At 62.6% G+C, this 14,368-nt stretch carries 12 protein-coding genes, 1 tRNA gene and 1 pseudogene; 9 read left to right on the top strand and 5 right to left on the bottom strand.

Annotated elements, in window-relative coordinates:
* The first annotated feature begins 250 nt into the window (after positions 1 to 250).
* The 7 genes from ACFQT0_RS02105 to ACFQT0_RS02075 all read left to right on the top strand — a co-directional run bounded on the left by ACFQT0_RS02105 (position 251) and on the right by ACFQT0_RS02075 (position 5,290).
* A complete protein-coding gene (locus ACFQT0_RS02105; protein ID WP_380199995.1) occupies positions 251 to 1,135 on the top strand; it encodes a prephenate dehydratase in 885 nt (294 codons plus the stop codon).
* 4 nt (positions 1,136 to 1,139) lie between these two features.
* The gene (locus tag ACFQT0_RS02100; protein WP_380199993.1) at positions 1,140 to 2,357 is read left to right on the top strand and encodes a pyridoxal phosphate-dependent aminotransferase; all 1,218 of its coding nucleotides are present in this window, start codon (positions 1,140 to 1,142) and stop codon (positions 2,355 to 2,357) included.
* A 95-nt stretch (positions 2,358 to 2,452) separates the two neighbouring features.
* On the top strand, positions 2,453 to 2,599 hold the full coding sequence (locus ACFQT0_RS02095) for a hypothetical protein (protein ID WP_380199991.1): 147 nt from the start codon (positions 2,453 to 2,455) through the stop codon (positions 2,597 to 2,599).
* On the top strand, positions 2,592 to 3,299 hold the full coding sequence (locus ACFQT0_RS02090; protein ID WP_380199987.1) for a prephenate dehydrogenase/arogenate dehydrogenase family protein: 708 nt from the start codon (positions 2,592 to 2,594) through the stop codon (positions 3,297 to 3,299). The genes ACFQT0_RS02095 and ACFQT0_RS02090 overlap by 8 nt, the downstream gene beginning before the upstream one ends.
* Before the next feature lie 175 nt (positions 3,300 to 3,474).
* On the top strand, positions 3,475 to 4,422 hold the full coding sequence (locus tag ACFQT0_RS02085) for a 3-deoxy-7-phosphoheptulonate synthase (protein WP_380199984.1): 948 nt from the start codon (positions 3,475 to 3,477) through the stop codon (positions 4,420 to 4,422).
* A complete protein-coding gene (locus tag ACFQT0_RS02080; protein ID WP_380199981.1) occupies positions 4,346 to 4,546 on the top strand; it encodes a chorismate mutase in 201 nt (66 codons plus the stop codon). The genes ACFQT0_RS02085 and ACFQT0_RS02080 overlap by 77 nt, the downstream gene beginning before the upstream one ends.
* Before the next feature lie 150 nt (positions 4,547 to 4,696).
* Positions 4,697 to 5,290 (top strand): Hsp20/alpha crystallin family protein, encoded by a 594-nt coding sequence (locus tag ACFQT0_RS02075; RefSeq protein ID WP_380199978.1) that lies wholly within the window; start codon positions 4,697 to 4,699, stop codon positions 5,288 to 5,290.
* 319 nt (positions 5,291 to 5,609) lie between these two features.
* On the opposite strand, the gene ACFQT0_RS02070 is transcribed toward ACFQT0_RS02075, so the two are convergent.
* The 3 genes from ACFQT0_RS02070 to ACFQT0_RS02060 form a co-directional block, all read right to left on the bottom strand.
* Positions 5,610 to 7,151, bottom strand: a complete 1,542-nt coding sequence (locus ACFQT0_RS02070) for a M56 family metallopeptidase (RefSeq protein ID WP_380199976.1) — start codon at positions 7,149 to 7,151, stop codon at positions 5,610 to 5,612.
* Between the two features lie 2 nt (positions 7,152 to 7,153).
* Positions 7,154 to 7,516, bottom strand: coding sequence for a BlaI/MecI/CopY family transcriptional regulator (locus ACFQT0_RS02065; RefSeq protein ID WP_380199974.1), 363 nt, complete (start codon positions 7,514 to 7,516; stop codon positions 7,154 to 7,156).
* Positions 7,517 to 8,169: 653 nt separating this feature from the next.
* Positions 8,170 to 9,426 (bottom strand): TCR/Tet family MFS transporter, encoded by a 1,257-nt coding sequence (locus ACFQT0_RS02060; RefSeq protein WP_380199972.1) that lies wholly within the window; start codon positions 9,424 to 9,426, stop codon positions 8,170 to 8,172.
* Positions 9,427 to 9,707: 281 nt separating this feature from the next.
* Here ACFQT0_RS02060 and ACFQT0_RS02055 point away from each other — a divergent pair, with 281 nt between their 5' ends.
* Positions 9,708 to 10,802, top strand: coding sequence for an acyltransferase family protein (locus tag ACFQT0_RS02055; RefSeq protein ID WP_380199970.1), 1,095 nt, complete (start codon positions 9,708 to 9,710; stop codon positions 10,800 to 10,802).
* A gap of 54 nt (positions 10,803 to 10,856) precedes the next feature.
* Here the strand turns inward: ACFQT0_RS02055 and ACFQT0_RS02050 are convergent, their stop codons facing one another.
* Positions 10,857 to 11,507: an alpha/beta hydrolase gene (locus tag ACFQT0_RS02050; protein ID WP_380199968.1), complete on the bottom strand. Its 651-nt coding sequence runs from the start codon at positions 11,505 to 11,507 to the stop codon at positions 10,857 to 10,859.
* Positions 11,508 to 11,682: 175 nt separating this feature from the next.
* On the opposite strand from ACFQT0_RS02050, the gene ACFQT0_RS02045 reads away from it, so the two are divergent.
* Positions 11,683 to 11,755, top strand: a tRNA-Met gene (locus ACFQT0_RS02045).
* Between the two features lie 40 nt (positions 11,756 to 11,795).
* Here the strand turns inward: ACFQT0_RS02045 and uvrA are convergent.
* Positions 11,796 to 14,352: pseudogene (uvrA, locus tag ACFQT0_RS02040) on the bottom strand (excinuclease ABC subunit UvrA).
* Positions 14,353 to 14,368: the final 16 nt, after the last annotated feature.

Below are 14,368 nucleotides of genomic sequence, written 5' to 3'. Positions count from 1 at the left end.
CTTCCCTCGCAACAGGTCTTTTTTTATTACGGCTATTACTTCTTCTACCCGAAGAAGCCGGCCCGCTGTTGCCAGTGTTAACCACCACACTCTCTGCCAACAACCTCAGGGCCCCGCACAACGGAGGCCTTTTTTATTGCCCAATTTTTAGTTGTCTGTTGCTGGTTGTCAATTGTCAGTAACTCGAAAATGAAGACTTCAAACTAGCAACCAGCAACTAGCAACAAACAACTACCAACCAACAACTAATATGCCCCAGCACGTCTCCATCCAGGGTTTTCAAGGCAGCTTTCACGAAGTGGCCGCCCGCCAGTATTTCGGGGCCCAGCCCGCGCTGCTGCCCTGCGCCACCTTCGCGGCCGTGGTAGCCCACGTGGTAAACGGCACCGCCGAGGCCGGGCTGATGGCCATGGAGAATTCGCTGGCCGGCAGCATCCTGCCCAACTATCTTCTGCTGGAGCGGGCCGCCGTGCGCGTCACCGGCGAAGTGTACCTGCCCATTCACCAGCACCTGCTGGCCCTGCCCGGCACCACCCTGGCCGAAGTTCAGGCCGTGCACTCGCACCCCATGGCCCTGCGTCAGTGCGGCGACTTCCTCGACCGCCACCCCCACTGGAAGCTGGTCGAAACCGACGACACCGGCCACAGCGCCCAGCTCCTGGCCGAAAACCAGACGCCCGGCGTGGCCGTGGTGGCCGGCGCCCAGGCCGCCGAGCAGTTTGGCCTTCAGATTCTGGCCCCGGCCATTCACGACGACCCGCACAACTACACCCGTTTCCTGGTGCTGGAACGCGCCGAAACGGCCACAACGCATCCGCAGGCCGACAAAGCCTCGCTCTACTTTCACGCGCCCCACGCCCCGGGCAGCCTGGCCCGGGTGCTCACCCGCGTGGCCGCCCACGGCCTCAACCTGAGCAAGCTGCAGTCGTGCCCGCGCCCGGGCCAGCCCTGGCACTACGGCTTCCACGCCGATGTCGAATTCGACGAGTTGAGCCAGCTCAATTCCTTGCTCGCCGATTTGGCGCCCGTCACCGAGGCCCTGCGCGTGCTGGGCACTTACCAGCGCGGCAGCATGGCGACTGCCATGGCCGAGAGCACCACGCCCCACCTTGCCCTGAACCCGACCAACGCCTAATCCCATGCAAGTTTCCACTGCCAGCCGCTTGGCCCAAACCGGCGAATACTACTTCTCCCGCAAGCTGCGCGAGCTGGCGGCGCTCAACGCAGCCGGCGCCAACATCATCAACCTGGGCATTGGCAGCCCCGATTTGCCGCCGCACCCCAGCGTGACGGCTGCCCTCACGGCCACTGCCGCGCTGCCCAACGCCCACGGCTACCAGGGCTACCAGGGCACGCCCGCCCTGCGCGGCGCCATGGCCGACTTCTACCAGCGCCACTACGGCGTAGCGCTGGACCCCGCCACCGAAGTCCTGCCGCTGCTGGGCTCCAAAGAGGGCCTCATGCACGTGGCCATGACGTTTCTGGAAGCCGGCGACGCCGTGCTCATCCCCAATCCCGGCTACCCGACCTACCGGGCCGTGGCCGAAATTTGCGGGGCCGAGGTGCGCGAGTACGACCTGAACGCGGCAACCGGCTGGCTCCCCGACCTCAATGCCCTGGCCCAAACCGACCTCTCGCGGGTGAAACTCATGCTGGTGAACTACCCGCACATGCCCACCGGCACGGCCGCCGATGTGCCCTTCCTCACCCGTCTCGTGGAATTTGCCCGGCAGCACGAGATTCTGCTGGTGCACGACAATCCCTACGGCTTTGTGCTGAACGAAACGCCGCCCGTGAGCCTGCTAGCGGTGCCCGGCGCCCGCGAAGTAGCCCTGGAGCTGAATTCCCTGAGCAAATCGCACAACCTGGCCGGCTGGCGTGTGGGCATGCTGGTGGGTCGCGCCGATTTGCTGGCCGCCGTGCTCCGCTTCAAAAGCAATATGGATTCGGGCATGTTCCTGCCGGTACAGCAAGCCGCCGTGGCGGCCCTGGCGCTGGGTCCCGATTGGTTTGAGGAGCTGAACACGACCTACCGCGCCCGCCGCGAGTTGGTAATTGAGCTGCTACGGGCCCTTGGCTGCGAGCCAGCTCCCGGCCAGGTTGGGCTGTTTATCTGGGCGGCCGTGCCCGCCGCCTTTGTCGATGGCTACGCCCTGAGCGATGCCGTGCTGGCCGGCGCCCGGGTGTTTATCACGCCAGGCGGCATTTTCGGCAGCAACGGCGAAGGCTACGTGCGCGCCAGCCTCTGCCAGCCCGAAAGTGTGCTGCGCGAGGCCTTGAACCGAGTGAATACCTGGAAGTCCAATATCCAAGAACGTCATGCAGAGCAGAGCGAAGCATCTCGACCGCAGAAGTAATTCAATCAGCTCAACGAAGCGGGCGAGATGCTTCGACTTCGCTCAGCATGACGTTCTTCTAACACCGGACAACGATTAATTAACAACCCAAAACCATGAACGTCACCATCATTGGCCTCGGTCTTATTGGCGGCTCGCTCGCCCTTAGCTTGCGCCAGCACGGGCTGGCCGAGCGCCTCATTGGGGTGGAGCAAAACCCGGCCCACGCCCAGCGCGCGCTCGAGCCTGGAACTGGTGGATGAAGTGGAGCCCGACCTGGCCACCGCTGTGCGCCGGGCCGATTTAATCGTGGTAGCAGTGCCCATGGATGCCATGGTGAGCGTGCTGCCGCCCGTGCTCGACGCCACCGCCGCGCACCAGGTGGTTATCGACGTGGGCTCGACCAAGCAGGCGCTGCTGGCCGCCTTGGCCGAGCACCCCAACCGGGGACGCTTCGTGGCGGTGCACCCCATGGCCGGCACCGAGCACTCGGGGCCCGAAGCAGCCGTATCGGGCTTGTTTGAAGGGAAAACCGTGGTGCTCTGCGACGCCGCGCACAGCGACCCCGACGCCCTGCGGATGGTGGAGGACCTGTTTCACGCGCTGCCCATGCGCCTGCTTTACCTCGACGCCGCCGACCACGACCTGCACACGGCCTACGTGTCGCATATTTCGCACATCACTTCCTTTGCCCTGGCCCTCACGGTGCTGGAAAAGGAGAAAGAAGAGCAGCGCATTTTCGACCTGGCCAGCGGCGGCTTCGAGTCCACCGTGCGGCTGGCCAAAAGCTCGCCGGCTACCTGGGTGCCCATCTTTCGCCAAAACCGGCTCAACGTGCTCGACGTGCTCGACGAGCATCTGCACCAGCTCCAGCACCTGCGCGAGCTGCTGGCGCGGGAGGATTACGAAGGCCTAACCGAGCAGATTCAGCAAGCCAACCACATCCGCAAAATCCTGCCATGATTGGTCTCAGGAACAATAAAAAGAACGTCATGCTGAGCGAAGCCGAAGCATCTCGCTTGAGGTAGTAACTCAATCGTGAGGACGAAGCGGGCGAGATGCTTCGGCTTCGCTCAGCATGACGACCTAATAATTAAAAGAAACAAAAAATAATAACCCCAACCTTATGGTACCCACGATGAAATCCGCGCTGTTCAACCGCCAGCCCGACGACAAGCCTTTCCTTATCTCCGGCCCGTGCTCGGCCGAAACCGAAGAGCAGGTGCTCGATACCTGCCAGCGCCTGGCAGCCACCGGCAAGGTGCAGGCCCTGCGCGCCGGCATCTGGAAGCCCCGCACCAAGCCCGGCATGTTTGAGGGCGTGGGCACCAAAGGCCTGCCCTGGCTCAAGCGAGCCAGCGAGCTTACCGGCCTGCCCACCGCCGTGGAAGTAGCCACCGCTAAACACGTAGAGGACTGCCTGGCCTTCGGCATCGACATTCTGTGGGTGGGCGCCCGCACCACCGGCAACCCGTTTTCGGTGCAGGAAATCGCCAATGCCCTGCGCGGCGTGGACGTGCCGGTGCTGGTGAAAAACCCCATTCACCCCGAGCTGGAGCTGTGGGTGGGCGCCGTGGAGCGTCTTCAAAAGGCCGGCCTGCAACACGTGGGCCTGATTCACCGGGGCTTTTCGAGCTACGGCAACACCGACTTCCGCAACGCCCCAATGTGGCACCTGCCCATCGAAATGAAGCGCCGCATGCCCGAAATGCCCCTGCTCTGCGACCCCAGCCACATCTGCGGCCGGCGCGACACGCTGTTCGCCGTGGCCCAACAGGCCCTCAACCTCGGGTTCGACGGCAACATGATAGAGTCGCACCAAAATCCCGACGCCGCCTGGAGCGACGCCAAGCAGCAAATCACCCCCGAGGTGCTCCGCGACCTGATTGAGGGCCTGGTATGGCGCCACGAAACCACCGACAAGCGCGAGTTCCTCACGGCCCTGGCCAGCTTCCGCGAGCAAATCAATCAGGCTCGACGCCGAAATCATGCAGCTGCTGGGCCGCCGCATGGCCGTGGCCGAGAAAATCGGGCAGTACAAAAAGGAAAACGACATCACCATCCTCCAAACCAACCGCTGGAATGAAGTGCTCGAGCGGGCGCTGCGCCAGGGGCAGTCGGTGGGCCTCACGCCCGAATTTGTGGAGCAGTACCTGGCGGCAGTGCACCTCGAATCCATCGCGCACCAGAGCCGCGTGATGGAGTCGTAGATAGCGCCGGGCTTAAGTGAAAAATTTGAAAAAATGCCGCTACTGTTCAGTAGTGGCATTTTTTTGTGAAACATGCGGCCCGGAAGCACAGTAGAAAAGACCGCCTCATCGGCAAAGTTTTTTCTCTTTCAACCCTTAAATTTTTCAGCCATGGCTATTCAAAAGTATCAGGACTCTTTCGGCGACATGATGCCGCAGAGTTTTTCGACCATGCTCGACCGGTTCTTTCAGGATTCGATGGCGGGCCGCGGCCGGGTCAGCACTTTTTCACCCCAGGTCGACGCGTACGAAACCGACAAGGGCTACCAGATTGAAGTAGCCTTGCCGGGCCTGAAGCGCGAAGACGTGAAAGTGGACTTCCAGCAGGGCCGCCTCACCATCTCCGGCGAGCGCCAGTTCAAAAACGAGCAAAACGACCGCCGCTACCACATCGTGGAAAGCTCCTACGGCTCGTTCCAGCGCTCGTTCCAGCTGCCCGACACCGTGGAGCCGCGCCAGATTCAGGCCAATTTTGAGGACGGCGTACTGCGCGTGCTAGTGCCCAAAGACGAGGAGAAAACCATGCGCCACCAGATTCAGGTGCAGGGTGCCCAGGCCGGTAGCCAGCCCAGCGGCCAGCTTTCGGAGCGCATGGGCCAGCAGGCCACCGACGCCAAGGTGCAGCAAAACCAGGACAAGGGCAACGGGCAAAAAGACTCCGGCAACCAAGGCGGCCAGCGCCAGAAAGAGTCCGCCTCGCGCTAAGCGGGCAGTATAAAGCTCGCACGGAGCCTGAAATCAACCGGCTGTAGGGTTTTGTGCGGATTTTATACTAAGAGTATATAAAAAAGAGGCCGTGCGCTATGCACGGCCTCTTTTTAGTTTAGCTCAATTGCCACCAAGCTAGTAAATATCCTCAGGATTGCCAAGTAGATTGCGGGAATCCCAGAAGGCTCTGGCTCAGCTATCACGCCCTCTTAGCAGAACAGCCTGTAGGGCCAGACTGCCGAAGCGAGGTAATTAGGGCCGCGCAGAGTGTGGTTCACAGCCCGCGCGGGCCCAGGGCTCAGTCTCAGTAGCAAACTCAGCGGGCCTTCTGCGATTCTGAAATGAACTGGCCTTTCGCATCAAATACCAGGTATGCGGGGCGGCGCCCAATGGCAATTTCAGCCTGGTATTGTGGGGTACCGTCGGCTCCCTGAATTTGGGTCACGCCCAGGAGCCGGGCGTCGGGATAAGTTTTGGTGATGTATGCCAGGGCCGGCGCCGCCAGATACGGGGTTTCGGTTTTGGCCGGAGCAGCTGGCACGGCCGCTTGCACGCCGTATTTTTGGTTGAAAGCCAGCACTTCCGGGTTATTCTCATTCTGTTTGGTGGTTACCACCACGACCCCCGCCGCGCTGGCTTCGTCGCCGAATGGGCGCGCTTGCTCGCCTTTAAACACGCTAATGGAGGCAATGGACTTGGGGTCAAGGGTATTCTGAGCATTGCTGCTAAGCTTTCCATCCACATAGTAAAGGGGCGGCGGGCCGCTTTGCTTGGTGGCATTTACTGCTTTGGGGGTAGATTCGGCGGCTTCCGGTCGCGAAGCTGCGGCGGGCACTTGAACCGAGACTTTAGCCCTTTTAGCAGCCGGCCGTGGGCGTGGTGCCGGTTCGGCCGCCGTTTTCATCTCAACGGCGGCTTGTGGCGAAGATATAGTGGTGGGCTGGGCTTCGGCTGGCGTCAGTTTTGCCGGTGTCGTTGGGCCTGCCCCTGCGCTTGCGCGGCCGAGAAGCCCAGCGCCAGAGCCAGCACCAGCGGTCCGGCCACAAAGTAGCGGGCCAGCCTGCCCAGCCGAAGAATGAGGGGTATTCATCATGGCAACACGGTTTTTGAGGGTTGGAAATGTGAAATGGGAGACGAGGGAAGGCCCAGCCACGCCCTGGCTGAGGCGCAGCAGGCTGTATTGGTAAGCTTGGCGGTCGAGGCCGGTTTGCAAGGCGGCGTGGTCGGCGAGGTACTCGAGGTTATTGAGCAGGGCGCGGCGCAGCAGCCAGGCCGCGGGGTTGAGCCAGGCCAGTGCCAAGGCCACCTGGGCCAGCAGCACGTCGAGCGTGTGCCACTGTCGCACGTGCACCTGCTCGTGGTGCAGCACAGCCGCCAGCTCGGCGCCCGGGTGCTGCAGCGGGTTGAGGTAGATAGTTCGCCAGAACGAAAACGGGCTGACCGCGCCCGCCAGCGCCCGGATGGGCTGGCCCAACACCGTCGAGGGGCGCGAGGAGCGCCGCAGCCACAGCGACAGCAGCTGCACTAGCAGCCGGGCCAGCAGCACCGCCGCGCCACCGGCGTAGAGCACCAGGCCCACCGCTTCCCAATCGACAGCGGGGGCTACCGAGCTAGCTACCACAGCGCTCTGGGCAGCGGTAGTTTCTACCAGCACAAAAGCGCCGGGCAAGGCGGCTTCGGCGGGAAACAGCGCCGGCATGGGTAAGGCCGGGTAAACGGCCGAAAACAGCAGCGCAAACAGCAGGTAAAAGCGGTTTAGCGAGAAGAACGTGAGCCGGCGCAACAAGCCAAAGTAAGCCAGCGCAAACAGTAGCAGCGCCCCGTTGGCCTTCATCAGATACAGTAGGATGGGCGACATGGCTATTCGGCTTTTTTGCTTTCGATGAGCTTGATGATGTCCTGCAAGTCAGCCGCGCTGATTTTCTGGTCCTGCGCAAAAAAGGACACCACCTTGTAGGAATTCTGGAAGTGCTGCTGCACCAGCGTGCCCAGCGAGCGGCGCTGGTAGTCATCGGCCGACACCACGGGCACGAACCGGAAGGAATTGCCCAGTTTCTCGGCCCGCACGTAGCCTTTGCGCTCCAGGTTGCGCAGCGTCGACGCCAACGTGGTGTAGGGCGGGCGCGGCTCGGGCAGGCCATCGAGCACTTCCTTTACAAAGCCACCGCTGCTCTGCCAAAGCACACGCAAGGCATCTTCTTCTGGTTGGGTGAGGCGTTCCATAAGGTGATAGATAAAACGTATTACGATTATTTCGTAAACCTACGAAGATTTCGTAATAGATTATCCGTATCCTGAAAAAATATTGTTGGCTGAATGAAAAAGGCCTTTCCAGCAATGGAAAGGCCTTTTTTGGAAAGAAATAATTTGAGCGAGGATGCTGGAGGTTACGCCACTCAACGGCCTGCTGGCTGGTGAGCCACTGGATGGCTTCGCCCTCATCGCCAAAGAAACCTACTACGAATGGCTGGCCAGCATAAGAGTCGATGGGGGCAAACGCCGGTCCGCTGACGATGTGGTGATGCAGGTCGGGGCCGACCAGGTAAGCCACGCAGAGCCGGCCGCCCAGCTGCCCGGCCATGTCGGGGAAGTACTCGGTGAGCAGCCACTGGGTCGTCTGCGGGTCGTTGAGCGTGCGCCGGCGAATATCCTGCAGCCAGAAGCAGCACTTATCGCGCAGCCCCGCGGCGGCGAGCTCCGCGTAGGCGGCCGGCAGTTGAGCCGGGTCTGGCTGGAAGCCCCAGCGGCCCACCAATATGCCCAAATCGGACCGGAGCGTGAGTTGCAGCAAGGGAAGAGAATTGGGCTGAATCATATAAGCAGCACGGATGAGCGAGGGGAAGATAGCGCCCGCTGTGAAAACAGGGCCGGGTCGATTAGTGCGCAGGCGTGGCTTCCAGAGGTGCCGCGCCCACCGCTACCGGTGGGTGCTTGCGCAGCGACCGCACGGCCAGCGCGATGCTGACCAGCGTAAGCACTGCGCCCAGCAAAAACGGCGCGCCCGGGAAATGCACCGGCGCCGTGGGCCGGGTAAAAAACGCAAACAAATACGTCATCAGCAGCGGCCCCACCACGCCCGTGGCGCTGATGAGGCTGGTAAGCGAGCCCTGCAGCTCGCCCTGTTCGTTGGCCGGCACCTGGCTCGAAATGGTGCCCTGCAGCGCCGGCCCCGCCAGCCCACCCAGGCAGTAGGGCGCCAGAAACACCAGCATCAGCCAGCCGCTCGAAGCAAAGGCAAACAGCACAAAGCCCACCGTGTAGCACGCCAAACCGATGACGATGGCCCGCGCCGCGCCCAGCCGCGGTATGGCCACGCGCACCAGCCCGCCCTGCACCAGCCCCGAAAACAGCCCCACCACCGCCAGGGAAATGCCCACCAGCTTCTCAGTCCAGCCAAACTTGAGCATGGTGTAAAACGTCCAGACCGACTGCGTGGCCGAGCCCGCCAGGTAAATCAGCACCAGGGCCGCCACCAGCCCCAGCACCGCCGGGTAGTGGGTAAGCCGCAGCAGGGAAGCCACGGGGTTGGCCCGGCGCCACTGAAACGGCCGCCGCTGGTCGGGCGCCAGCGACTCGGGCAGCACAAATAAGCCGTAAAGGAAATTGCACAAGCTCAGCCCCGCGGCTACCATAAAGGGCACCCGGGACCCAAAATCGGCCAGCAGCCCGCCTACGGCCGGCCCAATAATAAAGCCGATGCCAAAGGCTGCGCCCACCAGCCCAAAGTTCTGGGCCCGCTTCTCCGGCGTGCTGATGTCGGCAATGTAGGCCGTGGCCGTGGTGAAGCTAGCCCCCGTGATGCCCGCCAGCACGCGCCCCACAAACAGCCACGCCAGGGTAGGGGCAAAGCTCAGAAAGATGTAGTCGAGCCCCAGGCCCAGGAGCGCCGCCAGCAGCACCGGCCGCCGCCCCAGCTTGTCGCTGAGCCCGCCAATCACCGGCGCAAAGCAAAACTGCGCGCTGGCGTAGGCAAAGGTGAGCCAGCCCGAGTACTCCGACGCCCGGCTCAATCCCTCACCCGTGAGCTGCTGAATCAGCTTGGGCACCACCGGAATGATGATGCCCAGCCCAATGACGTCAATCAGAATCGTGATAAAGATGAACCCAAGGGCGGGAGGACGTTTTTCGGACATAACATCGGACATAACAACAAGGCAAAAGCAAGGCACCGCCGCACGCAGCGTAAGGGGGCAAAGGTCAGGAGAAAAAGTGCGGGTTCAGAAGCCGTAGAACCTATCCTAAAAATGCCCTCCCCGAAAAAGGCCGTCATGCTTTGACTGCGCGGACGCCAGATAAAGCATGACGTGCACATTACTTTTCGGACAGGCTCTTATTGTCCTGCCAGGGGCTGCAGTAGAGGCCGCGTGTACTTTGCGGCTTCGCTCTACTTCGCTCTAGAATGGCTGCTCCTTTTATGTCCACTCCTCCGCCCACTGCTCTCGCGTACCGCCCCGAACTCAACGGCCTGCGGGCGGTGGCGGTGAGCATCGTGCTGGTACAGCACTGGGTGCGGCCCGCTTTTCCACTGGGTGAGCTAGGGCCGAGCCTGTTCTTTGTGCTCAGCGGCTACCTGGTATCCGGCATTGTCTGGAAATACGGGGCCTATGCGGGCGCGCCAGGGCCCTGGTGGCGCCGGGTGGGGGTATTCTACGTGCGAAGGACGCTGCGCATCCTGCCGTTGTACTACCTGGCCTTGGCGGGCTGTGCTTTGCTGCCGCTGGCCATGGTGCGCGAGTATCCTGTGTGGTTTGTGCTGCCCGGAGCTAACTTCCTGGTTTACCGCTTCGGGGGCTGGGGCGACGGCGTGGGCCATTTTTGGACCATTGCGGTCGAAGGTCAATTCTACCTGGTATGGCCCCTGCTTCTCGGCCTGATTGGTCGTCGGCTCAAGCCCCTGCTGGCCCTGGCTGCCTCGGCCTGGGTATTCCGGATAACGTGGACCCTGTGGGTAAACCCCAACATGGTCCACATGCTGCTGCCCGCACACTTCGATTTATTTGCACTGGGGGCCATTCTCCGCCTGGAACAAAGTCGCCCGTGGCTGGCCCACCTGGCCCAGGGGCGGTACGTGCTGCTGGCCTGGCTCGGCTGGATTGCTTTGCGCCTATGGGTACCCCCAGGCGATTGGGCGCAAGTCTGGAACCTCGGCCAAGGCGCCTGGCTCGCTGTTGCCGAATTTCTAACCATCGGCTGGTTTCTGCATGCGCCTGAGGCGGGCCGTCGCATGGGGCTGAACCACGCGCTAACCCAGTGGGTTGGCCAGCGCAGCTATGGGATTTACCTGTTTCACCTGCCGTTGCTGGTGTTCTGGCAGCGCTTGGTATACTACTTCGTGCCCGGTGGTGAGGGTCGCGCCGCTCTTATGGAGCCGTTGCCCGTTCTACTCGCGCTGGGTCCCGTGCTGCTTCTGCTCAGCGCCGCCTCCTGGCATTTCGTGGAAGCTCCTGTGGACCGTTTCAAAAACAGGTTCCGGTACACTGAGCTGCCCAGCACTCCCGAATACGCCTAGGAAGCCAATTCCGCGCATCGCCTCGGTCTGGCATGCTCAGACTCCTAAAACCACTCAGGCTTCGGCGCTGGCGCCCAGGGAGGCCAGCGGCAGCGGACCTGCATCTACCAGGCGCTGCTGGGCGCTCAGGCCCACATCCAGCAAATCCTGCATCAGGCCTTCGCCGGCGGCTTCGGGAGTGTACGTATCGGTAGTAGTGCTTACCACGAGCACCGGCCGCTCGGGCAAAGCCACCAGGGTGGCCCGCCGGTCGATATTGGCCGGAAACACGGGAGCGTACATAATCAGGCGGGTGTATTCTACGCCATTGCCCGCCAGCCAGCGGCAGGCCGCGGCGGCGCCGTGGCCGTAGCCGAGTATCGTGAGGGGAGTAGCCGGCGGGCAGGCCGCCAGCACCTCGTTGGTAAGGGCATCGAGGTAAACGCCAAGGTCGTCGAAGTCAGTGAGCAGCGAATCGGGAGCAAACCAAGCGGCGCCGGTGCGCAGTTCTCCCTCCTCGGTTGGGGGCAATTCGTAACGGCTCAGGGCTTCGGGCAGTACCAACAGGCGCTCCGGAGTATCGAGGTTGCGAAGCTGCTCGGCCAGGTCGCCCACGGGCTGGTCGTGGCCGTGCAAACACACCCACACGTGCTCAATGGCGGGCCCTGGCTCGCCCAAGCTCAGATAGCGGGCCGTGCGCGGCGTAGTAAAGGTGAGGGGTATCATAGCAGCGACGTGAAAGGCATGGATAAGCCCATTCTATACGGCTTATATGATTCTATCGCTCAGTGGTATCATGTTTTTTCTGCCTGACAACCACCTCTTAACCCGTTCGGACGGGCTAAAACGACATTTTTTGTGGCTTTGCCCGAAAGTTTGCTTACCTTTGTATCACAAACAGTGCGGGGTGGAGCAGTTGGTAGCTCGTTGGGCTCATAACCCAAAGGTCACTGGTTCGAGTCCAGTCCCCGCTACCTAAAAGGCCGTTTTCCTTATGGAAAACGGCCTTTTTCTTTATGCCCTTACGCTATCAGGCTGTTGCAGGTAGCGCAGCAGGTACGGAGCGGTCCGGCTGGCCTTCACTTCAGCTACTGCTTCCGGAGTTCCGGCCGCAACGACGCGTCCGCCTTCTTCGCCCGCGCCAGGGCCGATGTCGATAACCCAATCGGAGCCGGCTACTACGCGCATGTCGTGCTCCACTACGATGACGGTGTTGCCGGCTTCTACCAGGCCGTCGAGCCTGCAGCATGAGCTTTTCTACGTCGGAGGGGTGCAGGCCGGTGGTGGGCTCGTCGAGGATGTAGAGCGTGTTGCCCCGGCCGATGCGCTGCAGCTCGGTGGCCAGCTTGATGCGCTGGGCTTCGCCGCCCGATAGCTCGGTGGCGGGCTGGCCGAGGCGCAGGTAGCCCAGGCCGACTTCGCGCAGCACGGTGAGGGCGCGGTGTACGGGCGGCTCTTCGGCGAAGAACTCCCAGGCGTCGTCCACGGTCAGGCTCAGCACTTCGGCGACGTTTTTGTCGCGGTAGGTTACTTCCAGCGTTTTGGCGTTGTAGCGGGCGCCGTGGCACAAGGGGCAGGGCGCGTACACGCTGGGCAGAAACAACAGCTCAACCATCACGAAGCCTTCGCCCTGGCAGTTTTCGCAGCGGCCTTTCGCCACGTTGAAGGAGAAGCGGCCGGCGTCGTAGCGGCGCTTTTTGGCGGCGGGCGTAGCGGCAAACAGCTTGCGCACGTGGTCGAACAAGCCAGTGTAGGTGGCCATGTTGGAGCGCGGCGTGCGGCCAATGGGCTTCTGGTCGACCCGCACCAGGCGCTTGATGCCTTCCAGGCCGCCCGTAATCTGGCCGCCGAGGGTGACGGGGGCGGGCTGGTCCAGCGCATCTACTTCCTCTTCCTCGGCTGGAATGTCTTGACCCAGGTGCTCGGCTACCAGCTCAACCAGCACCTGGCTCACCAGGCTCGACTTGCCGGAGCCCGACACGCCCGTGACGGTGGTGAACACGCCCAGCGGAAACTGCACGTCGAGCCGGTCAAGGTTGTTGCGCGTCACGCCAGTCAGCTTCAGCCAGCCGGTGGGGCGGCGCGGCGTCTGTTCGGGTAAGGCGGATATGTCGAAAAGGTGCTGCCGGGTTTGCGATTCCAGCACTGTTCTTAAGCCCTCGGGCGGGCCGCTGTAGAGAATTTCGCCGCCTTTTTCGCCGGCGGCGGGCCCCACGTCCACCAGCCAGTCGGCTTGGCGAATGACGTCCAAATCGTGCTCGACTACGAACAGGGAGTTGCCCGCGTCCTTCAGGCCGGCCAGTGCGGCCAGCAGGGCTTCGGTATCGGCGGGGTGCAAGCCGGCAGAGGGCTCATCGAGCACGTACACTACCCCGAACAGGTTAGAATATAGCTGGGTAGCCAGCCGCAGCCGCTGCAGCTCGCCTGGCGAGAGGGTGGGAGTGGCGCGCTCCAGCGACAGGTAGCCCAAGCCCAAATCCAGCAGCACCGTGAGGCGGGCAGAGAGGTCTTCGGCAATGCGTTGGGCTACAATGGCTTGCTCGGGGTGCTCGGCATCGTGCTTTTGCTTGCCTGCTTTGCCTTTGGCGTAGGGTTCCAGTTGGCCGGCCAGGCGCTTGAGCGGCAGCCGTGACATTTCCGCAATATCCAAACCGGCAAATTTCACCGACAAGGACTCTTTGCGTAGCCGCTTGCCCTGGCAGGTGGGGCAGTCGCTGCTGAGCATGTATTGGGCCACGCGCTTCTTCATTAGCGGGCTGTGGGTGGTGGCGAAGGTGTGCAGCACGTGCCGCCGCACGCCGGTGAAGGTGCCCATGTAGCTGGGTTCCATCTTGCGCTTCACGGCGTAGCGCGTCTGCTCGGGGGTGAAGCCGGCGAACACGGGCACCACCGGTTGCTCGTCGGTGAAGAGAATCCAGTCGCGGTCTGTCTGGGGCAGGTTGCGCCAGGGCGTGTCCACGTCGTAGCCCATGCTCACGAGGATGTCGCGCTGGTTTTGGCCGCCCCAAGCCTGGGGCCAGGCCGCAATGGCGCGCTCCCGGATGGTGAGCGACGGGTCGGGCACCATGGTTTGCTCCGTGACTTCGTACACGCGGCCCAGGCCGTGGCAGGTGGGGCAGGCGCCCTCGGGGGTATTGGGCGAAAACGACTCGGCGTAGATAATGCCCTGGCCCTTGGGGTAGTCGCCGGCCCGCGAGTAGAGCATGCGCAGCAGGTTGGACAGCGTGGTGACCGAACCCACCGACGAGCGGGTGCTCGGGGCGCCGCGCTGCTGCTGCAGGGCCACCGCCGGCGGCAGGCCATCGATGGAATCGACTTCGGGCACGGCCATCTGGTGGAACAGCCGGCGGGCGTAGGGCGACACCGATTCGAGGTAGCGGCGTTGGGCCTCGGCGTAGAGCGTGCCGAAGGCCAGGCTGGATTTGCCCGAGCCCGACACGCCTGTGAACACCACCAGCGCATCGCGTGGCAGGTCGACGTCAACATTTTTGAGGTTGTGCTCACGGGCGCCGCGCACGCGCACGAACCCGGTGCGTTCTTCGGTGGGCTGCAGAGGAGATGGTTTCGCCATGTGGGTATGCGCCTGG

The organism is Hymenobacter humi (assembly GCF_042665855.1).
Lineage (GTDB): Bacteria > Bacteroidota > Bacteroidia > Cytophagales > Hymenobacteraceae > Hymenobacter > Hymenobacter humi.
The sequence above is the reverse complement of the archived record's forward strand: the minus strand, read 5'-3'. Positions and strand labels throughout refer to the sequence as shown.